Raw genomic sequence first — 24,138 nt, 5'->3', positions numbered from 1 at the left:
GGCCTAGATGCTATCTACCATGCGAAAAATACCGTTAATATCCCTATTGTTTCTGTTTATTTCCTTCTCTTTGGGGGTAAAAACCGTTTATGCGCGTGAAGTGCTTAGTCATACACCACCATTTTCACCTGATGCCATTAGTGTTGCTATCGACTACCAGCCACTGACTCGCGCGCTAAAACCGTGGAAAATATGTGCGGTTTACCCTCATCTTAAAGATTCTTACTGGCTGTCGATTAACTATGGCATGGTTCAGCAAGCCAAACAGTTAGGTATTGAACTCAATGTTTTTGAGGCCGGTGGATACCCACAATTACAAAAACAACAAAGCCAGCTAACTGCCTGCAAAAAATGGCAAGCCGATGCCATTATTTTAGGCACGGTCGATCGCGATGCATATAACGGTATTCTATCTGGCCTGACGGGTGATATTCCGGTATTTGCCATGACTAACGACCTTGATTTTACCGACCCTAATATCCGTAAAACAATCAAGGCACGTGTGGGGGTTGATTGGTATTACATGGGTAAACAAGCCGGTGACTTTTTAGCAAAACGCCACCCAAAAGGCAGTGGCAAAGTTAAAGTTGCTTGGTTACCAGGGCCAAAACGTCGCGGCGGTACTAAACCCGTTTCTGACGGTTTTAACGATGCTGTTTTTGGCTCAGACATCGAGGTGGTAACGACATTATGGGCAGATAACAGTAAAGAACTTCAACGCGATCTGATCCAGCAGCTTTTTGATAACCACGCTGACATTGATTATATCGTTGGCGGCGCCGTGGCAGCCGAAGTCGCCATCAGTGAATTACGTACCAACAATAAAACCGACAAGATTAAGATTGTATCAACCTATCTCAGCCATGGCGTATACCGTGGGCTGCTGCGTGAAAAGATTCTATTTTCACCAACGGATAAAATGGCGCAACAAGCAAAACTCTCTGTCGACCAAGCAGTACGTTATTTAGAAGGTAAACCAAGTAATATTGACCTTGCACCTAAAATTGAAGCATTAACTCCCAATCACCTGCCTGAGGATACGATTACCAATTCGTTATCACCTGCAGAGTTTCGCCCTGTATTTCATGTGTCAGATCACCAAATTAAACGGTGATCTCATTCATGCTCATCCTAATCGACAAAAATATATTACAAGTTCATGATTCTTGAGTATTTGCCTTGTAGGAAGAGAGGACGCTCTGGTATTAATACCCTGCTATATCATTAGATATATCAACAATTGGCTAGAGAAGTAATCGTTCATACCTAACATATAACAATAATAGGTGAAATGATTCCGTCACAGAAAGGAACTAGGTGCATTTATGCAAATAACAACACGCACTATGCAACGTCGCAAGAACATCGCTTTGGTCGCTCACGATAACTACAAAAAGCACTTATTGCGTTGGGCTACAGAGCACAAAGATAAACTTTGTGAGCATAATTTGTTTGCAACTGGCACCACAGGCTACATGATTTCAAAGGAAGTCGAGCTAGAGGTAAAATGTATGATCAGCGGCCCTATGGGTGGTGATCAACAATTAGGCGCCATGATTTCAGAAGGGCAAATTGATCTAATGATTTTCTTCTGGGACCCATTAAATGCCGTACCACACGATCCTGATGTCAAAGCATTATTACGTATCGCTGGTGTTTGGAACGTACCTGTTGCGACTAATCGTGCCAGTGCCAACTTTCTAATCACGTCACCGCTACTTGATAATGAAGTGGAAATTGAAATTCCTGATTATGCCGCTTATCTTGCTGAGCGTGTAAGTTAACCACTGCAGCGGTTAATCATAAAGAGTAAATACTCAAAAGCCTTCTCTTGCTGATGCAATGAGAAGGCTTTTTTCTTTTATCTTGTCTGTATTGCTAGCGCGTTAACTTGCTTTTTTAGTACGCTTAATTTTATTCAGCACCGAATAACTGTCATCTATCAATTCTTGTACAAACGGTGATACTTTGTCTTGATCCGCACAAACCCACACATGCTTCTTCGCACGTGTTAATGCCACATAAAACAAACGGCGTTCTTCTGCATCACTAAAAGCTTCATTGCGCGCTTGCAAACAAGCTGCTAAACCCGTCTCACGATCTGGCGCGGGGAAGATCCCCTTGTTCACATCAATAATAAACACGTAATCAGCTTCACGCCCTTTACTGGCATGACAGGTCATAAATTGAATGTTCAGTTGTGGCCATTTTTCTTGCCAACGACTCAAGTGCTCAGGACGTTGATTATTATTACGGCCAAGCAATAAAACAGAGACTGGCTTTTCATGTTGACTGGCCAACTGTACCAATTCTTGTTCTAGCAAATCTTGGCATAACAGGGTCACCGCTTTGCGCTTTTGCTTTTTAAAGCTGGTGAGTGATTTAGCTACTTGCTCTGGGTTTTGCTGGATAAAGGTATTCGCGACTTCACCAATCATACTGTTAAAGCGATACGTCGTTTCTAACTGCGTAATATGGCAATCACCAAAACGCTCTTCAAAGCCCGTTGTCAGGTTCACATCTGCACCCGCAAAACGGTAAATGGCCTGCCAATCATCTCCGACAGCAAACAAAGTCGCGTTACCAGCCCGTTCCACATCGCTTTTACACAAGGCTTCAATTAACGCTAACCTGTGAGGTGAAATATCTTGGTATTCATCTACCATGATAAATTTCCAATGCGGTACAAACTTTCCGTCTGCCACATATTCAGTTGCCAGCTGGATCATGGTATTAAAATCGATTTCTTTGTTGGTTTTCAAATGCTGTTCATAGGCCCGAAAACATGGCCAAAGCAGTGACAGTTCTGATTTCATTCTGCCATGAGACGCTTCTTTATCACTTAGCTCAATCGTCTCGATTAATTCGGTTTTCTTTACACCACTACGCTGGCCGAGTAACTCAATATGTCGCCATACCCAAGCGATCAGCTGCTCATTACTCGCCTGTTGCTCTAATGAATTATCAGCTTTAAAGCCGGGAATACGCCACTGGGTTAAGTGCTTTTGCCAACGTTTACTTGATGCGGCATTTTGCCACTGGCTTTTTAGCATTGCGCCAATCCATGCTGCGCGTGCTTTGTCATCCAAGGCTAAGGGAGAAAGATTGGGACGCTCACCTTCCACAGCTTGAATGATTTGCGTACCTAAGCTGTGAAATGTCGCAACCTTGATGGCATTATTCACTTTGGTACTTAGGCGTTCACGCATTTCATCTGCGGCTTTACGGCCAAATGCCAGCATCAAAATATCTTCAGGATGCGCTTGCTGATCGGCAATTAAATAACCAGCACGCGCCACCAACACACTGGTTTTGCCTGTTCCTGCTCCCGCTAGAACAAGATTATGATCTTGGTTAATCAGTACAGCTTCACGTTGCGAGGGGTTTAGCGGCGAAGACTCAAATTGATCGAACCACGACGACCATTTTTCAGATTCCGATTCAAGCCATTCGCTGTTAGTTTGCACCACCCACTCTTGGTTATCGTCTAACCAAGGCGCGATAGTTTCAAGTGCATGTGGACGAAATGCCGTCGCCAATTCAGAGGTGAGTTCGGTCTCTGCAAGTTGCTCATTCAAAGACTGATGCAAAGCAATATGTGCTGAACGACGTAAGTAGCCTTTTTGTTCCGTGAAAGACTGAATTTGGGTCATCATTTGGGGAATTGCAGCATCTAATTTATCAACGCGATTATGTGCCCACTGGCGGTAAGCATTCAGTAGATAATTAGCGAACACTTTACAATGGCGCCACGGTAGACCATGTACTGTCCAGCAGTATTGTTGATCAGCTGACGTTAATTCTAATGACCCCCACATCACACCACGGTGAACAGTAATGGCGCCATCCCACTCGTCAAAAGGAAGCATTTCTGTTTCAGTTTGGCTATCAAGAATCAGGCTATTTTCTTGCAATTCGATACTGTAAAAGTCGCCTTGTACTAACCATTGGGCAAACCAGTTGGCACTTAATCTCATCCTGTCCTCTGAAACACTGAGTCATTACACGCACTGCGTGATATTTCACATCCAGTATTTAATACTAGCTGTTGGGTTTAAAACGGAACTAGAGATTACCAAGAACTCAGACTTCACCATAGCCTTCTGACCTAAAATTGACGAAATACCTCATATCACCCACCAAATACTTTCATTTTCTATGCGGTTTTTATGCTGAAGAAAAGCAAAAAGCCCCTATATTTGATATATTTGTCCTCTTCATCGACTCCACGTTTAGTCGCGCGATGAATTGTTGTGTAACCTTTCTTCATTACGAATAAGAACTCATCAAAACCATGCAGAACAGCCGCTTCAAACTAACATTAGGCCGCTATTGGGCTAACGACCGTATCAACTACAGCATTCGCGTCTTTATTGCACTCGTTGGTGTGGCGTTACCGTGCTGGTATTGGGAAGCAACCACGGCAGTTACCCCGTTAGTGCTTGGTATTATTGCATCTGCATTAGCCGAAACGGATGATAACCTCAGAGGTCGCATCAAAGCGCAAAGCATGACGCTGGTGTGTTTTTTGGTCGCTTCGCTTTCTATTGAGTTACTGTTCGATACCCCATGGCTGTTTGCAATAGGCTTATTCGTTTCAACCTTTGGTTTCATCATGCTAGGGGCAATGGGGGCTCGTTACGCAAGTATTGCTTTTGCTTCGCTACTATTGGCGGTATATACCATGCTAGGCGCTGAAAACAGCCCTAACCTTTGGTATCAACCCACATTACTGATTGCAGGTGCAAGCTGGTACGGCATGCTGTCGCTGACATGGCAATTACTGTGGCCTAACCAACCCGTACAGCAAAGTTTGGCAGGGGTATTTAATGAATTTGCCCACTATTTAGACAGTAAAAGTAAGCTCTTTGAACCAGTCTTAGACATGGTTCCTCAGCCACTACGCCTTGAAGCTGCCAGTAAAAATGCCCGTGTTGTTACAGCTTTAAATAATGCCAAAGCCACACTGCTGCACCGTGCCCGTCGTGGTCAGCCGAACCAAACCGGCGATAAATTCTTAAAGATCTACTTTTTGGCGCAAGACATTCACGAACGCGCCAGCTCATCCCATTATCGCTACCAAGATCTCGCTGCGGCGTTTCATCGCAGTGACGTACTGTTTCGCTTCCAACGCTTGCTTACATCGCAAGCCAATGCCTGTCGTGAAATATCGCAAGCTTTATCCATGGGAAAACAGTATCGACATGGCGCGGAAAGCGTACGTGCTTTGGACGAACTGCAAGAGTCATTGAATTATCTTAAAGCGCAGAAAAATCCTGAGTGGCGAGTATTTCTGAGCCAACTGGAATACCTGTTTAACAACCTTGCGACGGTTGAACGCCAGTTATCAAATGTCAGTAACCCTGACGTGGCTCAGACAGGTGATGATATTGAATTGGCTGACACCGAAGCGCGCAGCATGAAAGAGTTATGGCAGCGTTTTATCGGCCAATTTACGCCAGATTCAATCTTATTTCGTCATGCCCTGCGGATGGCTATCGCACTCGTAGTTGGTTATGGCTGTATTCAAGCATTAGATCTTGAACGTGGTTACTGGATATTGTTAACCACGCTCTTTGTTTGCCAACCCAATTACAGTGCCACTCGCCAAAAACTGGTACAGCGAGTTGCGGGGACATTAGCAGGCTTGCTCGTTGGTATTCCGCTGCTCTATTTATTCCCAGGACAAGAAGGACAACTGGTACTCATGGTACTGGCTGGCGTGCTTTTCTTTGCTTTTCGGACTGTTCGTTACGGTTTAGCGACAACCTTTATCACCTTACTTGTTCTCTTTTGTTTCAACCAACTGGGTGAAGGGTTTGCGGTAATTCTGCCTCGCTTGGGCGATACTTTACTTGGCTGTTTGCTGGCGGTATTGGCGGTGAGTTATATCCTGCCCGACTGGCAAGCGAATCGACTACATAATGTAATGTCGTCGGCGATCACCGCTAATCGCGATTATCTAGGTCAAATCATCGGCCAATATCGAATTGGTAAAAAAGACAGTTTGCAGTACCGTGTGTCTCGACGCGATGCTCACAATACCGATGCACAACTTAGCACTGCTATCAGTAATATGCTGGCAGAACCCGGACGCTACCGCATGGCAACCGATGAGTGTTTTCGCTTCTTAACGCTAAACCATGCCATGTTGAGCTACATTTCGGCATTAGGTGCACATAGAACCCGTTTAGATGAAGAATATACCCATCAACTAGTGGCACAAGCTCACCGTTATATTCACTCTCAGCTAGATTGCTTATCTACCCAACTGGCAGGTAATGTCTGCGCGGCAGCACCAGAATGCGACAATGAGTTAGAACAACGTTTAGGACAGTGGCGTGATGAGGACTGTACCTCTGCACGTATGGTGTTACAGCAATTACACTTAATCCATCGTATGCTGCCCGAGCTACACTCATTGGCAAATAAGTTAGCTGCACGTACAACCAAGCCAGTGAAAGAAAAAATATCAAACGCTAAAACACTGACTAAAGACAACCAGCAAAAATAAGCCGGAATTTATTTCGCTTAGTAATTAGAAAAGCCAGTAAGCATTACTTACTGGCTTCATAATATTGAGGGTTCTCGCCCCGGAAAAAGTCCACTTAATCAGCATTATTTTCAATTTCTAATTCACTGATTGTTTGTTTAAGCCAGCTAATCGCAGGGCCTGCAGGCACAAGCTTCGAGCTCATTAGTTCAAGGTAAATCGCTTCGGTACTGATCCCAAAATCAATCTCTTCAAGCTCAACTAACTCGCCACTTTTGAGCTGATTTTCCACACAAATCATAGGCAGTGCTGCCCAACCTAATCCCTTTATCACCCCTGAAATCAAATCGCTAACGCTATCAAACTCCCAGCGATTCACACTGATGATCGCAGAATCAAACGATTTATTAACTGGTAATAATAGTTGTCGCTGTGAACATAAGTCATCGTAAGCAACTTCTTCGCCTGCGAGTGGATGTTGAGGTGAAATGACGACTGTGGTCGCGACAGATTTCAATGTATAACTGTAATAATCCACATTATCTTTAAAATCCCAAAAGCCAATACCAAGATCTAACGTGCCATTAATAACAGATTGGCGAAGTAACTTGGAATCCATATTAACGACATTAAGCCTAACATCGGGGAAGTTCCTGGCAAAACGACCTAAAAGCTCAGGCATAACAAAATGGCTAATACACCCTTCAACCCCTATCGTAACCTGATCTTCCACCTGTTTATGGAGACTTGCCACTTTACGCTCCATATCATTGCTTAAATCAACAATACGCTTGGCATAATCATATAAAGTGACCCCCTCGTCAGTTAATGCTGGGTAACGTCCAGAACGGTCAAATAAACGAATATTAAAATCGATTTCAAGGTTGGCGATTAGCTGGCTAATGGCGGCGGGAGTTTTACTCACAAGCCGTGCTGCGGCGCTAAATGATCCTGTTTCTGCGGCAGCTACAAATGCACTAAGTTGCTCAAGATTCATCAAGTTACCCTATAAATGCTCAAATATTCACCATGAATATTCATGGTAACGTACTCATTAAGATTAGTACGCCTCTGCGGATATTTTTGACAAAAAACTAACACGAAAGATTTCGCTAACCCGCTGAACAAAAAGGTCAATCTCAATTGCTCGTTACTTATCTTTACTGGTTAGCCAATTAATCCAATTTGAATGCTTGTTGATTAAATAGCTGGGTAATGATGTCTTCACTTGTCGCTCCGCTTGCAAGCCCTAAGTCAGATAGCCCCACACTCGACAAGTTAATCACCTGAGTTCCGCCACCACTGGTATTCACATCTAGACTTAGGGCACTGTCATCTCCACTCGCAGTAATGCTCGCTAATAGATCATCAAGCCCGAGTCCATCACTATTTTGATCATCCAAGATCTGGGATATATCAAGTTGATCACTAGTCAATTCAAAATCAGTGACCTCGTCGGTATGCGCGGCAATATCCTCACTGCGCCATAAGAATAAATCATCGCCACTGCCGCCTGTTAAGATGTCATCACCCAAACCACCAATCAGGATATCGTTACCACCAGCCGCCTCTAAAATATCATTACCACTGCCACCTGTGAGCGTTTCAGGATTATCGCCACCTAGCACCACGTTTCCATCGGGTGACGCCGTCACCCCAACCGCTAAGTCATCACTGGCTTCCACCGTGATATTGAGATCAATCGTATTCACCGAGACTTCAGTCTCTCCACCAACGCTTGATTGTGCTTGTACTGACAGTGCTGTTGACCCAGCACTGAGGCCACTTATATGCAAATCTGTCAGCTCCACAGGTGTTAATCGTGTACTGTTCGCATCAATAGGAATGCCAAGAGGTGTACCACTGCTGTCCACCAGCACACCGCCATTTAAGCCACTCACCACAATAGTGAGTTCATCAAGAACAGGATTCGCCACGGCGGCCATTAAGCCTAGCAGCGGGATCAAGGTGGCAGTCGCCGCAGTTATCGTTGCTGTTTGTGGACGATTTAATGTGAGTGTCGGAATATCGGGTTTAGGTTGGACGGTAATATCAACCGTTTTAGTATCTGTCAGTGGTCCTGGAGTCCCTGTATTTCCGTTGTCGTTGGTGAATACCGTCAGCGTGTCATTGCCATGAAAATCTGGATTACCTTGGTAGCTTAAGCCCACAGCAAGCGCAGTATTAATAGCATCAATTTGCCCTGTAATCTGGAGTGATCCTGTTCCCTGCCCTGTGACAATAATATCAGTGGTATCGAGTAAGGTGAGCAAGCCATTGTTCACATTCAATGCCACGGCTATGTCACCATTATTCTCCCGAGCATCCACGTCGGTGATAACAATGTTTGAGATGGTCAGGGGAAGATCTTCGTCAGCTGACAACGGTCCTGTGGGTACGACATTAATGGGCGCATCGTTTTCAGCCGTCACATTCAGGGTTAGAGTTTGATTGGTTGCCAAGCTATCTTCAGCTACAACGCCGTTATCTACGCCGCGAATATTGACCTCCAGTACAATTTCGCCGTTGGCATTGACTGGGTTAAACACCAAGCTATCGAGCTGGGTCGTCGTAATTTCAAACTGCCACACACCACCGCCAAGGTTAACTGCTGTTCCGTCGGTCGGTACTTCAAAGGTACTGGAATCAGGCACATTCGATATGGTCACCAATAGCGACTCTGGTGGATTCTCTGTGACATTACTCACTGGCGGATTGACACTGTCTTGCTTGTCTCGCGCTTCTACATTGAGCTCAAGGGTAATGCTGGCGCTCTCTGTTCCTTGATAAGTTGTGGTGATGTCGCTATCGACTCGATCCCCAACAGGTGTCACTGTGACATTCACGGTTGTGTTTTTCTCGGCAACCTCACTTAATAAATCGTCTTTGGTAAAAACCGTGATCCCTAGTTCAACATCGCCACTAAAGTCTTTAGGTGGGATCAGATTAATCCCCGATAAATCAAAACTAGTGCTATTGGCGGGAACCGTCACCTTCCATTCGCCATCGCCTAAATTACGGGCAGGAGAGCCAATCAGGAAGCCATCAGGTACATTGGTTATGAGCACAGACACCATAGATTCAGAGCCATCAATATCATCAAGCTGAAAAGCCACTGCGCCCAAGGATATGCCACCCGCTTGTTCTTCTTCACCAACAATAACTTGGTCTGTACCGCTGAATTGAACGTCATCATTTACGGGGATAACATCAAACTGAATACTGGTTATGACATTGCCAGAATCAGAAGCTGTTGCTGGCGTCGTTAAGTCATAAGTCACATTATCAATGACAACAGCATCAACGGAGACACTGACAGGGCCACTATAGTCTTCAAAGGGTTGGAACTGAATGGCATCCAACTCACTGCTACTGACAGTGATCGATTGGGTCGGGGTTACAGTGCCATCAGGATTGGTCACCAAAAATGCCCCGAGGGCTGCATCTACCGACAGTGTCGCTTGCTCAACGCTTTCCAAGCCTTCATCTAGGCTGGTGCTTATATCCGCCAAGGTGGCCGCTAACGCTAGCGTGATAATGCCATCTTCATAAGCACCATCCGTTAAGATAACTTCAGGGTTCCCGGTCTCACTAATCGGTTGTTTATCTGCATCGAGCCCTGCCGTTTGCACCACATTAATATCAAATTCGGGGTTACCTTCATTCGGCACATCAACAATGGGGGCGACGCGTACTTGCAAGGTCAGATTCTCGGTATTCACGTCTCCGCTGGTGATATCGGTCGTCACCAAACGGACAGGGAAATCAAAATCACCGGCAAAATCTTCCGCTAAAGTTAATGTCACGCTCGTTAATATGACTTCGCCTGTTGCTGGATCAACTGGCACCTGAATAACGTACTCACCATTAACAAAGTCAAATTCAGTGCCACCAATAGTGACACCACTTGGTAGATCACTGGCTTGAATAACCAATGAGAAAACATCGCTAGTTTGATTACCATCAACGGCAACCGACACAATATTGCCAAGCTGAACACCCAGATCAACGGTGCGATCTTCATCACCCGTGATCACGCCATTGTTAACTACAATTGTGCCCGCTTGATTAGTATTTACCGAAGTGTTCGGCGAGAAGTCTAAGGTAAGCACATCATCAAATCGTACCCGTGAGCTGGTATCACCTTCAGGTATACCTGTTGCAGCGTTACTGTCCCCTTGGTCTTGCACTTGGCCGCTAATGGTTAAATCAAATGTGCCTGTATAGCCACTCGGGGCAACAATCTGAATGTTATTGAGCTGGCTTTCTGGCACAACCCAATTCCCTTCCCCATCATGGAAGCCACCCACCACCACAAAACCTTCAGGTAACGGGTCACCATTGCTGTCCGTTGTGGGGAAACTGATCACCACTTTTCGCACGATTTCATCGCTAGAATCTTGCGGTGTGGGGGCGTCGTTTTCAACAAAATTGAGCTGACCTTGCGAGTTAGCACCGTTACTTAAATCAATGACGCCTTGGTCGCTACTTTGCAAACTGCTGACCGCAGTACCTGTACTATCTTCAACTTGTAATACGCCATCAGGCTCAACAACCGCACGAATATCGACCACTAAACTACCGATGATCTCTTTGGTGGCTGTCGGCTCACCATCAAGATCGGTTTGCTCTATGACTAAACGGGTTGTGAGCGTTAAATCGCGATCTGAATCTTGTGGCGCTTGCAGCTGTAGCTGACCGCCTGATTGTAGCGTGCTAATTTGTGCCGACGTCAGCACAATCTCGCCACCAGCTTGTGGTACTAACACCAAACCATCTATCAACAAGGTGTAATCACTCGGGATAGCATCAATACTGAAGCCAACAATCTCTTCCTGATTATCAATAAAGCCTTCATCCGCCGTTGGCTGCCAATCAATATTGATTGTGGTATCTTCAAGCGCACCGTTTGAGGTGGTTTTAGTAAAATCCACGGCATCTATCACTGGCGCAATATTGATTTTAATGGTGCCTTCCGATGTTAACTGATCACCATCATCTTCTGTTGTCACCAAAGTCGCTTTGAGTTCAATATCTGCCGTGCTGTGCAATGGCGGAACAACACTAATACTCTGCAACGATAATAAATTCACCTCGTACATCGGATTACCACTAGCGTCATTACCGACAAAGGTGAGGGTTTGCGGATTACCTGTCGCGTCAAATATCTGCACACCAGCAGGGATATTGGAGATAACGAGGGTTACAGTTTCTGAATTATCACTCGGTTGTTTTAACGCGTCTTCTCCCGAGACAATATCGAAATTCAGTGTCGCGGTGCTATCTTCTAAAATTAAGGTTTCCACCCCGAGTTCTGTTGGTAACTTCTGCCAATCACCCGGGTCGAGGCTACCATCAGGATCGTCAACCACCACAAAATCAGGTACATCGGCAACGCCTGTTAACGCCACTTCGAGTTGCGTCGCTGGGGTGATAAGCACATCCTGCACGGTTTGGGTATTACCCGCAGCATCTGTAATCACCGCGGTATCGACGACTTTCCCTTCAATGGTCAATTCAAAATCTAGGTTACTTTCTGGTGTCGGTTGAAAAGTCAGTTGGCTGAGTTGATCAATGGGCACTTCATATTTACCATCGGCATCTGGGGTTTGCTCGACATCATCGATAAATACCTTACTGGCAACAGGCAACCCCGATACCAGAATAAATCGCGCTTCAGAGCCATCGGTATCATCTGTATCTGATAAGGTGATGAAGTTGCCCAATGCAATACGAACATCTTCGTCAGATTCTATTCGCGTCACTTTAAGCACTGCGCTATCCGCGACAGGTAACACATTCACTACTAATTCAATCGCCACTGAATCCGCATTTTGTACATCGAACACTGCGAGCTCTTCACTTTGCGCGACGGCTGTTAGTCGAATATCACCACTATAGTTATCGTTTGGGTTAACCTGCACCGAATCAATATTCGCGGCGGCAATTCGCCATTGATTGGCTCCAACACTGGCTAATCCATTACCCACCAAAGTACCGTTTATTGTTCCGTTACTGTCTGGTTGAATTTCGATAATATAAAAGAGCGTCTCTGAACCATCGGTATCATTTAAATCAGCGGTTAATTGCAGCGCGATATTGGCTTCATCTTCACGCCCTGTGTAATGCAATTGCGTTTGCTCGAGATCCCACGTTGGAATATCAGCCAAACCTAACACAGTGACAGTAAACGTCGCGGGAATAGGTGGGTGCGGCACATCATCAGTATCGACCGTTACTTGAACCGCAAAATTCAAATTGCCATTAATGGTTGAGAAGTCAGCCGTTGGTAGAAAGCTGACATTGTTCATCTCATAAACTATGCCATCGGTCGTAGTAAACGCTGACACAGGTACAATATAAAACTGGCCGTCAGGTGTTTTATCTAACTTCACACCATCATGATAAAAATCACCATTTTCAGTAGTAGGCACTTGAATTAACACTTCACCAATGCGCTCACCACGATCCGCATCCCCTATACTGACCTGCATAAATACAGGTGTTCCAGCTGGTGGATCGATAATTGTTTCATCGGGATCTGGTATACGACCAACATCTTCAAATGTTCGCAGTGGATCGATTTCAATAATCACAATGGGTGACTGATCGGCGATATTTAACGTAATGGTGCTTAATGCAATATCCCCATCACCATCCGTCACTTTGTAAGGGATTTGATGCGTTAAGGTGGCACTATCATGGTCAATATTGGGTTCAACAATAAATTCAACCCGACCATTTTCCCGAATACGAAGCTGACCCAGTAAGACGCCGCGATCATCATGAATAGGGATGCTATTAAAGCCAGTTCCGGTTAAGAATACTTCTTGGCCTTGGTCAAAAATAGAAGTGACCGTTGCATCATCAGCCCCTTCACGCGCGGCTGGTAACAAGTTAACGCGATTAGTAGCGCCAGCCCCTTCAGTCATCGAAAAGCTAATATCACGACCGTTAGCGACATCATCTGTTACCACCACGGCAAGGTTTACAACCTCACTTAAATCACCGTCTTGGTCTTGCGCTTGAATAGGCAATTGTACAACTAAAGTATCGGCACCTTGAACGCTATGATCCAAGGCGCCCAGTAAAGTAAATGTATAGCTTCCCGTCGGTTGCAAAACATACTCAAAGACAACTTTATCCGCGCCACCTTGCCCAGCGTCAGCCACCACACCTTGATATACGCCGCTACCCACATCTTGCAGCTCAATCAAAGCACCGTCACTGGTCAAGGTGGGATTTCGCTGATTAAAAGAGGCAGTATTGATAACAAAGGTCACCACTTCATCACTGCCCGTAGTTACGGTAAAAAGTGATGCATCAATATTGCCGGCTCCCGACGGATTCGCCCCCTGATGATTGTCCGCATTACCATCAATATCACTTTCTAGCACTGTCGCTGGTTCAGGAGAGTTGATGATGGGATTATCACCATCACGCAGCACCAATTCGACCAGCGCAGTGGTGGTTAAATCATCTCCATCGGTATCTTGCATTTGCAGCGGCAGGTTTATTGCTATTTGCTCACCACTGACTTGCACTAAGCCTTGGCTATTGCCATTAATATTATGATCCAGCGGTGCATTCTGCGTCAGTGTTAAATTAACCATAACGTTTTCTGCGCCAGCATTTACACCTGAACTAGAACCTGAAACATTGACAGCACTGAACGTAATAACCAGTAGCGTTTGCCCTGCAAGCTCTCCTGTTAAGGTGTTGGTTGTAGCATCAAAACTGTAACTAAGTGCTTGCCCCGCAGATAAGACATCCGCTGTTAACTCTGCAATTAAGCTTGCAAGTTGCGCGGGGTCTATCGTGATGCTGCTTGGGTCTAAGCGATCAATACCTGCTGCAAAAGTAAAACTCGCAGTATCAGAAGCGGGATAACCGCCAGCTTGTCCAGTCGGAGTGGATAAACTGCCTTCTCGTAAATCAGCGTTATCTTGGGTAGTAAAGGCGCCGCTGGGGTCAATGCCATCATTAATGGTAATAATCAGCTCGCCATTTGGCACAGTGGCATCGTTATCGCTATCTTGCCCTGTCACTCCTAACACAAGCTCGGTGCTATCTTCAGCATTGATTTGGTCTAACGCTTGGCTTTGCACCAAGGTGTAACTACCATCGGTTGCTAATGTCACGGTCAACACAGTTTGACTCGGATCTGAAGCCAAAAATACCGTCAGCACATTCGCGCTAACGCTAAAATCAGTCACAAAACCATGACTAGTGAGATTTTCAACACTTGGTTGAGATGATAAAAATGAGACTGACTGCATCACATCACTGCCCAAGTTTATCTCAATTTGACCATCATCAATCGTGCCGACTTCTGTGATTGCACTGCCTTGATCTTCAACAAAGGCAGGAGCTTCGCCATCCGTCGAGGCAACGGTTAATACCGCAGGCTGCCCTAAAAAATCACCATCACTGTTTTGCGCTTGAAGCGGTATTTTAAATTCGAGTTGTTGGTCGGTGACAGTGAGTAATGTCTGGGATTGGCTCAGGTGATCCAGTGGTAATCGTTGGATCATCGTATTCGATATCAGAATATTCTGACCATCTTGGGTGGGAGTAATAACTACACTCAGCACTTCTTCGCCCGAAGCTAATCGTCCCGTCAGGGTTATTTCCCCTGCCGTCGTTTGGCTTGTACTAAAGGTGATGGCTTGTTGGCTGCTCGTCAGCGAATTGAGCTCTTGTATCAGTGTTTGTTCAAACGCGGGGGCCAGAATCAGTGATTCGGGCACCATGCGATCAACTCCCGCTTTAATCACAAAACTGTCACTGTTTGACACTGGGTATTGCTCTACCGTCACCGTGCTATCAAGATCACCCTCAACAACTTGAATGCGCCCTTTATTACCGCCATCAGGATCGGCACCATCAATAATTTTAATGTTCACATTCTCAACATTACTGGTATCGCCATCTTTGTCAGTTACCGTCACACCAAGGGCTAGTACTGTCACATCAGTAATAGGATCTTGGTCAAACGGTTGCGACAAGGTCACACTATAGGCCCCTGTCGTGGTGATGACGATTTGTAATACTTCAATGCTAGGGTCGTCGGCACGTGTTACTAGAATAGTATCGCCAGCCACTGAAAACTGGGTGGCAAAACCATTACTGGTTAACCCAACTAACGTCGGCTGTTCTGCTGCAAAATCGACCGTTTCAATAAAGTCACTCCCTACCTCAAGGGGAACCTGACCATTGATTGTTTGCGGTTCATTTTGCTCTTGTAATTCAACCCCAGGATCTATGGCTAACGCAGGGAACTCACCATCATTCAGCACCGTATTCATAGTGACAGGTGCTAGCATTGCATTACCACCACCATCAAAGGCTTGAATGGAAAATGGAACACTTAGCTGCTCACCATCTATAGTCACTAGACCATTATTCGCCGTGATGTGATCGATGGGTAAACGCTGCTCAACTGTTAAGGTAACCGCTAAATCAGTCCCTGATGTTTGGGCGCTTAAACCAAAAATCACCACCACGCCATCAGAGCTTGTTCCTACGATTTCATTATCGGCAAGATTGTAAACAAAACTGACACTTTGCCCATTAGCCGTCACGCTTTGAGACAAGGCACTGAGAATTTGAACCACTGATGCGACTTCAAACACCACACTATTGGCTTCCAAGGGCAAAGACCCAGATTGAATGAGCACACTTTGCTGCGCATCGACGGGATAAGTTAAAGGCTGCAAATCCCCTTCCGTCAGAACAATAGAAACCGATTGACCACCAGCGGCTAAAATAAACGGCTTTTCGTCATCATCATCTTGGTTTGGAAAACGCTGAAAAGCTGTGTCGTAACCTGCCGTTGCCAAGGTTGAAAGGTAGTTGTAATCAATAGCAACAAAACCATCATTGGCTGAACCAGCATCGTTACCTGCGGCAGGTGCATCTAAAATAGTGGTGGGATCTTGCCCTGCTAAAATAGCAGCTTGAATCGTTGCAATATCAATATCTTGCGCATCATCAGGAGAAGTAAATGCAATCAATGGGGGCTGAGAAACCGCTTGAGTACTTTGCTGAATAAGCGCACTGTTCATTGATTCAGAGGAGGTGTTGGGGTCTAAACAGGCGGCACAACTGGCATCAACAGTAACAAGATCACCGTTAATAAAAACCACCACTTGGGTACCTTCACCCGTAATAATAACTTGGCCTACCTTAAGCACCATACCGGGTTCAAGCGGGACTGCATTGTCGTTACTCATCAGTAAAAAGGCCGTTCCGTCGACGCTTTCAACTACTGCAGCTTTCCCCACATTAACTTGATACATCGCACCAGCCCCGCAACATGATCACCGACCTATAACTATTAAGTATGTACGAGTATTTGAATTTATCTTAAAACAGATATGAGAATCATAAATAAGAATCGGCTGCACCAAAATCTAACAAACCCAATCTACTCACCAACCTCACATTTAATTAGCTACATATTCGTAACTATAATTACATTTGTTATCTACTATTAATAACTATAGATATAGGTTTAACATCTGAATTTTGATCCTATAGCCGCTTTAATTATCTACCAAATAGTATAGAATCCAGCCCTTCCTTCTGAATTCATACAACAGTAACGTACCAACACCATGATTGATTTTTCTATACTGCCTGTTTATTTGACTGCGGTGGTCGCTTTATTGCTGATCCCTGGCCCTGATATGTTACTCATTGCGAGCTCTAGCTTAAGCTACGGTCGTAAAGTGGGTGTATTTGCTAGCTTAGGTAATGCAACGTCGGGGGTGTTACTAACACTATTGGCCGCAATGGGCGTATCTGCACTCATTGCCATGAATCCAATTGCGCTTGAAGTACTTCGCGTGATGGGCGGTGCTTATTTGTTAAAGATGGGCTGGGATTGCATGCGCACTACTCCATCAGATGCGCCTGAATTAGAAGCACAATCTGGCATAGCTAAAACCTTGTATCGACGTGCGGTTATCAGTAACTTACTTAACCCTAAAGCGCTTATTTTCTTCGTGCTCTTTTTACCACAATTTGTGTCAACGCAATCAACTGCAACGTCAGGCGAACAAATGCTGGTACTTGGTTTACTGCTGAATGTATTGGGCTTGCTGTTCAACTTGTTCTTGGTCACAACTGTCGGAAGCTTGGGTAAGACATTATTAAAGAATGAAAAATTCCGCACAAACCAGCACAAGTTCATGGGCTTAATCTTTTTTGTATTAGCCATTTGGTTATTGGCATCACAAGTGCCGACACCAACACTATAATTGACAGCTATTTGCAAATATTGATTTTAACGAACAAAAACGAAAGGCTTCCGATTGGAAGCCTTTTTTACATCTACTCAGCCAGTTGGTTCGAGCGTGCAAACCAAGAGTCAAGTTAGGGGGAATCTATAAAGAGCCAGTTACATTGAGTGATCAATAAAAACAACACGGCACTCATAAGGACGAAGTGTCAGCGTTTGTGCTGGCTTTTGTGCGCATTCAGGTTCAAGTAAACCTGCGTAGTTACCTAAAATATAATCCCCTTCCGCCATCTTAATCTCAGCCGGGATTTCGCACGTTACCGATTCACCATAGTAGTTATTAATGCACACTAACGTTTGATTTTCTGACTGACGCTTATAGCAAAACAGCTGCGAATGCTCTGGCATCAAATCGGTGTAGTCACCCGTGGTGATTACATCCACCTCTTTACGTAACCTAATCAGCTTACGGTAATAATGAAAAACCGAATCAGGTGCTTCAATCGCTTGCTCTGCATTCAAGCTCGCGTAATTACTGGCGACTTCAAGCCAAGGTGTTCCTTGGGTAAACCCTGCGTGCGGACTGGCATCCCATTGCATTGGGGTACGTGAGTTATCTCGGGATTTCTGCGCCAAAATAGCCAGCATCTCTTGCTCACTCACACCTTGTTCATTCACCATAATGTTATACATATTGGTACTTTCTACATCACGGTACTGATCAATTGAAGAGTACTTAGGGTTCGTCATCCCAATCTCTTCACCTTGATACACATACGGTGTGCCTTGCATCATGTGAATCGAGGTTGCGAGCATTTTGGCTGACAGCTCGCGATATTCTTCATCATTACCCAAGCGGCTCACAACACGTGGCTGATCATGGTTACACCAAAACAATGCGCCCCACCCATTAGCGTGCAAACCTTGTTGCCAATGATTGAAGATTGATTTCAGCTGTAAGAAGTCAAACGGCGCTTTGGTCCACTTATCACCATTTTTATAATCTGCTTTTAGGTGATGGAAATTAAAGACCATTGATAGCTCTTTACCATCGTGCGCTGAGTATTGTTGGCAGTGCTCTAGCGTTGTGGAAGACATTTCCCCCACTGTCACTGAACCGTATTTCTGAAACACAGCTTCGCTGATTTCTTGCAAGTATTCGTGTACTCGTGGGCCATCAGTATAAAAACGTCGACCATCACCAACGTCATCATTCAAGAAATCTTGCTGCTTAGAAATCAGGTTAATGACATCTAATCGGAAGCCATCGACGCCCTTTTCGGCCCAAAAACTAATAACGTCTTTCACTTCTTGGCGAACTTTCGGATTTTCCCAGTTAAGGTCTGCTTGCTCTTTAGCAAACAAATGTAAGTAGTATTGGTTAGTTGGTTCGTCTAATGCCCATGCATTACCACCAAACTTTGACTGCCAGTTCGTTGGTTCTGCGCCATCAACGGGATCATGCCAAATATAGTAATCACGGTATGGACTGTTCTTATCACCCAAGGCTGATTTAAACCATGCGTGTTCAGTCGATGTGTGGTTTACCACTATGTCCATAATAATGCGGATACCACGCTGGCGCGCTTGGCTAAGCAGCTCATCAAAATCTTCCATGGTGCCAAAATCAGGATTAATGCGGTAATAGTCCGCAATATCGTAACCATTATCGACCATAGGGGATTCATATACTGGCGTTAACCAAATAGCGTCAACACCCAACGTTTTAATATAATCGAGCTTTGAAATAATCCCTTTGATATCGCCAGTACCCTTTGCGCCACTGTCACAAAAGCTTTTTGGGTAAATTTGATAAATAGTTGCGGTGCGCCACCATTCATATTGCTCTGTCATCATGATTACTTGCTCACGTAATTCGTTGTATTTCTGGGACTGCACTTTTGGGTTAGTAAAAGTGCAGCTTAATGTGGAGTCTTGTTTATTGGTGTTATTGTATTTTTATTATTACGGCCTCAGGTGGCATGACTAAGCCGCTTGTGGTGATTGTTCAATTTCACCCTTTGCTTCTGCACGTTTATACAAAATAAGTGTAAGTACGATTGGAACAATCACGGCCACCAGCATGGCAATAAAGAAGGTCATCCAATATTGCGGTTGGATAGATAAAATACCCGGTAAGCCACCGACGCCAATACCATTCGCCATCACTCCTGCACTACCACAAATTGCAGCGGCAAGGGCAGAACCTATCATGGCGCTCAACATTGGAAATTTGTATTTTAAGTTAATACCGTACATTGCTGGTTCTGTGACACCAAGGTAAGCAGAAATAGCCGCAGGAACTGAAATTTCACGCTCATTATTCTTTTTACTGATCCAAATAATACCGACAACCGCAGAGGCTTGTGCGATGTTAGACAATGCAATTAAAGGCCAAATGGGTGTACCACCTATGTCTTGCATTAACTGTAAATCCACCGCATTCGTCGTATGGTGAATACCAGTGATCACTAATGGTGCGTACAAGAAGCCAAAAATCATGGAGCCAATAACCGCAAAGTCACCCGTCATTGCCGCTTTAGCAGCCACACCTACCGCGTCACCCAACATGCGACCAAATGGGCCAATAAAGGCGTGCGCAAGAATCACCGCAATAATGATCGAGACAAATGGCACAATCACTAGGTATAAATAAGACGGAATAATACGCTTCAGGTTAGTTTCAATTAACGCTAAGGCTATACCCGCTAGCATCGCAGGGATCACTTGTGCTTGATAACCAACTTTCTCGATAACAAACAAACCAAAGTCCCACACCTCGGGCACTTCTTTTCCTATCAAATAGGCATTCATTAGCTGAGGTGACACTAAGGTTATCCCTAGCACTATCCCTAGAATTGGCGTACCACCGAGTTTTTTTACAGTAGACCAACACACACCGACAGGCAGGAAGAAGAAGATGGCTTCACCGATAAGCCATAAGAATGAGTGTACTGTCGCCCAGAAATGACTGATTTCAGTTAAGGTTTGGCCATCGAACATCTTAATGTCGCCGATGACATTGCGGAAACCGAGGATCAAACCACCGGTGATAATGGCTGGCAATAAAGGAACAAAAATTTCAGCCAGGTGCGAAATACTACGCTCAAGCAAGCTCATGTTCTGGCGAGCAGCTACTTTAGCTTCGTCTTTACTCACGCCCGATTGACCAATCATTTCGTTTAGCAGTTTGTAAACATCATCCACTTCCGTGCCAATCACAACTTGAAATTGGCCCGCATTGGTAAAGCAGCCTTTCACCATGTGAATGCCTTCAATGGCTTTCACATCAGCTTTCTCATTATCTTGTAATACAAAGCGTAGACGCGTTAAGCAATGGCTGACACCTGCGATATTTTCGCTTCCGCCAATATGCTTGATGAGTTGTTCAATATGCTGTCTGTCTATCTTACTCATATCGATATCCGTTCATTATGTGGGGCGTCGAGTGCCCAGATGTAAACCTAAAGTTTCACAGTGAATATTATTCTTTTACTTTGACTTGGGGCTATAGCGACCACCGAGTGGGAACATTCCCAAATCAACCTGCGACAATAATGACAAACCTGACTTAACTTTAAAATGGGAACATTCCCAAATTATGAGAAAGCTCACAATACGAGCATAAGTTAACTATGGGTAAAATAGCCTATCTCGGCTAGATATGTGCCTCTTGAGTCAGGTGTGTAATCACATGTTGACCAGAAAGCTGTTTAATCAGTAGGTTAGCTGAAGATTTACCCGCATCAAAATAACCGGGATCAATTGAGAAGGTATTGGGGAAAATAAATGACAGTAACTCATTGGTACCTACACCAGATACCATCACATCGCTGCGATTACATTCTTGTAAACGCTTAGCAACCCCTAAGGCTAAAGTATCACTGGCGCAAACAATGGCATCTGTATCTTTGGTTAGAATAGAATCAGTCAGTTGATACGCACTTTCATGACTTAATTGCCCATGACAATACATAGGGGTCAGTTGCGCCGCATTGCAATAATTAATATAAGCGTTTAAACGCATTAATCCTGTTGTTTTGTCGCTGGGATCAACGCCAACAAAGCTAATATTTCGCTTACCTTGCTGCTGAAGCTTTGCCATTGCCAACTCAATCACACCGACATTGTCATACCCTACCGAAGATACAGCATCGGTGTCGACCGCAATAACAACCGCTTTATGTTGCCAAGCTTCAATTGCTTGAACGTCAAAACCAGTAAAGCCAAATATAATCACCCCATCAACATTGCGTTTTTTCAATACATCGAGGTGCTCATTGGTTTTCTGAACGCAAAATTGACTCTCCATGATGACAGCATCGTAACCCGCGGCATAAATGACATCTAAAATTCCGCTCACTGCTTTATTTTCTGAGGGTGAATCTAAGCGTGACAAAATCACACCCACCACTTTCGCACTGCCCCCGCGCATCGCTTGCGCTGATTTTGACGGTACGAACCCGGAATCACGGATCACTTGTTCCACTTTAATACGGGTACTTTGCTTTACCTTTGGATCATTGGTGAGTACACGAGAAACCGTCGACTTGCCGACACCCGCTAATTTTGCGATATCGAGAATGGTGAGTTTTTTTGTCATAAACTTATTCAGACTAAAGCGTTTCGCTACATTGTCGTTGCCACGTTAATTATTTCAACCGATTTCCATCACTTTTATACAATTAGATGAAAAGGGGTGGTGATCCATAGTGTCAGTGTCATTTAATCGCAATTTGGTAGATAAATTTACACAATAAAGACATCAGATTGTGATTTAGTCTTTACACTTTATAACAATGAGCAGGAACAGAATTAAATTGTTTAATTTACACAATAATTGCTTGAATTTTGATTAATGAAACACCATATCTTACTGAGCGATATTAAATACATTATTGCCTTTAAGATGTTTTTCTAAGCAACCATGATTTAAATCTGCCCTATTCCGTGTGGTGTTTTCAAAGCAACTTGGTTGGCTATCTCCTATTCACTGCTGCCACACGGTAATAATATTAGAACTAAAATCACCTCGTGCCGCTGGTGACTGTATAAGCCACAGTCACAGTAAGACACAGTAAAGGTAGGAACTTATGATTACTCACGTTGGCATTATCGACCAAGACCCAGTACGGTTGATAACCCCCTTGCTAGACCATGGTGTACCCGCCAATAAAATGATTTTTATTGGCACAGAAACACAGCGCGAACAATACAATCGCCTGTCGTCTATCTTAACCCCTCGTAATATTGATGCTGAATTTTTTGTCATTCCTGACTCTATCAATATCACCTGCATTCGCCAGTGCCTTAATGAGCTAGCTGAAAAGCTTAAACAATCACAATCTGAGGTATGGTTTAACGCCAGCTGTGGTTTACGTCATCGCTTGCTGTCTGCTTATGAAGTATTCCGCTCGTTTCATTGGCCCATTTATGTCATCGAACCTTTTAGTGATGAAATGTGCTGGCTTTATCCGTCAGACCGCGAACAACAGCAAGTTGAAGATCGTATTCAATTAACGGATTACCTGACTATCTTTGGTGCACGTTGCGAGCTTCCAGAGCAACTTGTTCCTGAAGCCCTTAATGACCAATTGCGTGAACTTGGCCAACGCTGGGCAAGTTCGGCACTCGAATTAGGCCCTGGTTTAGCAACACTTAATTACCTTGCGACAACCTGCCGTAAAGAACAATGTCTTACCGTCGCACTCAGTGAAAAGCAACAAGGCTATCGCGAATTAGGTATGTTGCTTGCGGACTTAGAAGATACTGGGCTCGCGACTTATAAAGACGGTTCACTTACGTTCAAGCATGAAGAAGCGCGTCGTTTCGCTAATGGTGAATGGCTAGAAAATCTTGTTCACAGTACGGTACGTGTCATCCAAAATAACTTACCAACTATCCAAGATCACTCTGTTGGTGTACAAGTTTACCGTAAGATTGGTGATCGCGAAGTGCGCAACGAGTTAGATGTTGCAACCGTTGTTAATAACAAGCTGCATATCATTGAGTGTAAGACCAAAGGTATGCGCGATGATGGTGATGACACGCTATACAAACTAGAGTCATTACGCGACTTACTTGGCGGCCTGCAAGCACGCGCTATGCTAGTGAGCTTCCGTCCGCTTCGCCATCACGATCTCGTACGTGCACAAGACCTTGGTTTAGCTATCATTGGTCCTGATCAGTTAGGCGAACTTGAATTACACCTTCACCAATGGTTGAAAGGTGCAGGCGGTTGGGAACACAACATCGCTTAATGTTGATCACTGAAAAATAAATGATCTGCAAAAAATAGATACAAAAGAGGCTGCAATCTGCAGTAATGCCGATCAGTTAGCGTAAATATGATCGGTTGAACGATCCTCCAGAGCTGTCAAAATCCAAGTGTAATTAATGC

The 24,138-nt window shown here is 44.6% G+C and carries 11 protein-coding genes; 5 read left to right on the top strand and 6 right to left on the bottom strand.

Annotated features, from left to right (window positions below):
* The first annotated feature begins 19 nt into the window (after positions 1-19).
* Together torT and ASV53_RS04335 are read left to right on the top strand one after the other, a co-directional pair.
* On the top strand, positions 20-1,114 hold the full coding sequence (gene torT / locus ASV53_RS04340) for a TMAO reductase system periplasmic protein TorT (protein ID WP_062690847.1): 1,095 nt from the start codon (positions 20-22) through the stop codon (positions 1,112-1,114).
* 211 nt (positions 1,115-1,325) lie between these two features.
* Positions 1,326-1,784 carry a methylglyoxal synthase gene (locus ASV53_RS04335; protein ID WP_094956235.1) on the top strand — a complete coding sequence of 153 codons (459 nt, stop codon included), beginning with the start codon at positions 1,326-1,328 and terminating at the stop codon, positions 1,782-1,784.
* Positions 1,785-1,886: 102 nt separating this feature from the next.
* On the opposite strand, the gene helD is transcribed toward ASV53_RS04335, so the two are convergent.
* Positions 1,887-3,977 carry a DNA helicase IV gene (helD, locus tag ASV53_RS04330; protein WP_094956234.1) on the bottom strand — a complete coding sequence of 697 codons (2,091 nt, stop codon included), beginning with the start codon at positions 3,975-3,977 and terminating at the stop codon, positions 1,887-1,889.
* Between the two features lie 317 nt (positions 3,978-4,294).
* Here helD and yccS point away from each other — a divergent pair, with 317 nt between their 5' ends.
* Positions 4,295-6,514: a YccS family putative transporter gene (gene yccS, locus ASV53_RS04325; RefSeq protein WP_094956233.1), complete on the top strand. Its 2,220-nt coding sequence runs from the start codon at positions 4,295-4,297 to the stop codon at positions 6,512-6,514.
* A 94-nt stretch (positions 6,515-6,608) separates the two neighbouring features.
* Here yccS and ASV53_RS04320 read toward each other — a convergent pair whose 3' ends face one another.
* Both ASV53_RS04320 and ASV53_RS04315 read right to left on the bottom strand, forming a co-directional pair.
* A complete protein-coding gene (locus ASV53_RS04320; RefSeq protein ID WP_094956232.1) occupies positions 6,609-7,490 on the bottom strand; it encodes a LysR family transcriptional regulator in 882 nt (293 codons plus the stop codon).
* A gap of 178 nt (positions 7,491-7,668) precedes the next feature.
* Positions 7,669-16,794 (bottom strand): retention module-containing protein, encoded by a 9,126-nt coding sequence (locus ASV53_RS04315; protein WP_094956231.1) that lies wholly within the window; start codon positions 16,792-16,794, stop codon positions 7,669-7,671.
* Positions 16,795-17,112: 318 nt separating this feature from the next.
* Between ASV53_RS04315 and ASV53_RS04310 the strand changes: the two genes are divergently transcribed.
* Positions 17,113-17,757 carry a LysE family translocator gene (locus ASV53_RS04310; RefSeq protein ID WP_062690782.1) on the top strand — a complete coding sequence of 215 codons (645 nt, stop codon included), beginning with the start codon at positions 17,113-17,115 and terminating at the stop codon, positions 17,755-17,757.
* 140 nt (positions 17,758-17,897) lie between these two features.
* Here ASV53_RS04310 and treC read toward each other — a convergent pair whose 3' ends face one another.
* The 3 genes from treC to treR form a co-directional block, all read right to left on the bottom strand.
* Positions 17,898-19,595 (bottom strand): alpha,alpha-phosphotrehalase, encoded by a 1,698-nt coding sequence (gene treC / locus ASV53_RS04305; RefSeq protein ID WP_189337820.1) that lies wholly within the window; start codon positions 19,593-19,595, stop codon positions 17,898-17,900.
* Between the two features lie 129 nt (positions 19,596-19,724).
* Complete coding sequence (gene treB, locus ASV53_RS04300; RefSeq protein ID WP_094956230.1) at positions 19,725-21,155, bottom strand: PTS trehalose transporter subunit IIBC; 1,431 nt, start codon at positions 21,153-21,155, stop codon at positions 19,725-19,727.
* Positions 21,156-21,396: 241 nt separating this feature from the next.
* Positions 21,397-22,341, bottom strand: a complete 945-nt coding sequence (gene treR, locus ASV53_RS04295; RefSeq protein WP_094956229.1) for a trehalose operon repressor TreR — start codon at positions 22,339-22,341, stop codon at positions 21,397-21,399.
* A 490-nt stretch (positions 22,342-22,831) separates the two neighbouring features.
* Here treR and ASV53_RS04290 point away from each other — a divergent pair, with 490 nt between their 5' ends.
* Positions 22,832-23,998, top strand: a complete 1,167-nt coding sequence (locus ASV53_RS04290) for a Card1-like endonuclease domain-containing protein (RefSeq protein ID WP_062690779.1) — start codon at positions 22,832-22,834, stop codon at positions 23,996-23,998.
* Positions 23,999-24,138: the final 140 nt, after the last annotated feature.

The sequence above is a fragment of the Photobacterium sanguinicancri genome (assembly GCF_002265265.1).
Taxonomy (GTDB): domain Bacteria; phylum Pseudomonadota; class Gammaproteobacteria; order Enterobacterales; family Vibrionaceae; genus Photobacterium; species Photobacterium sanguinicancri.
Note: the sequence above shows the minus strand (reverse complement) of the source record. Positions and strands in the feature narration are given on the sequence as shown.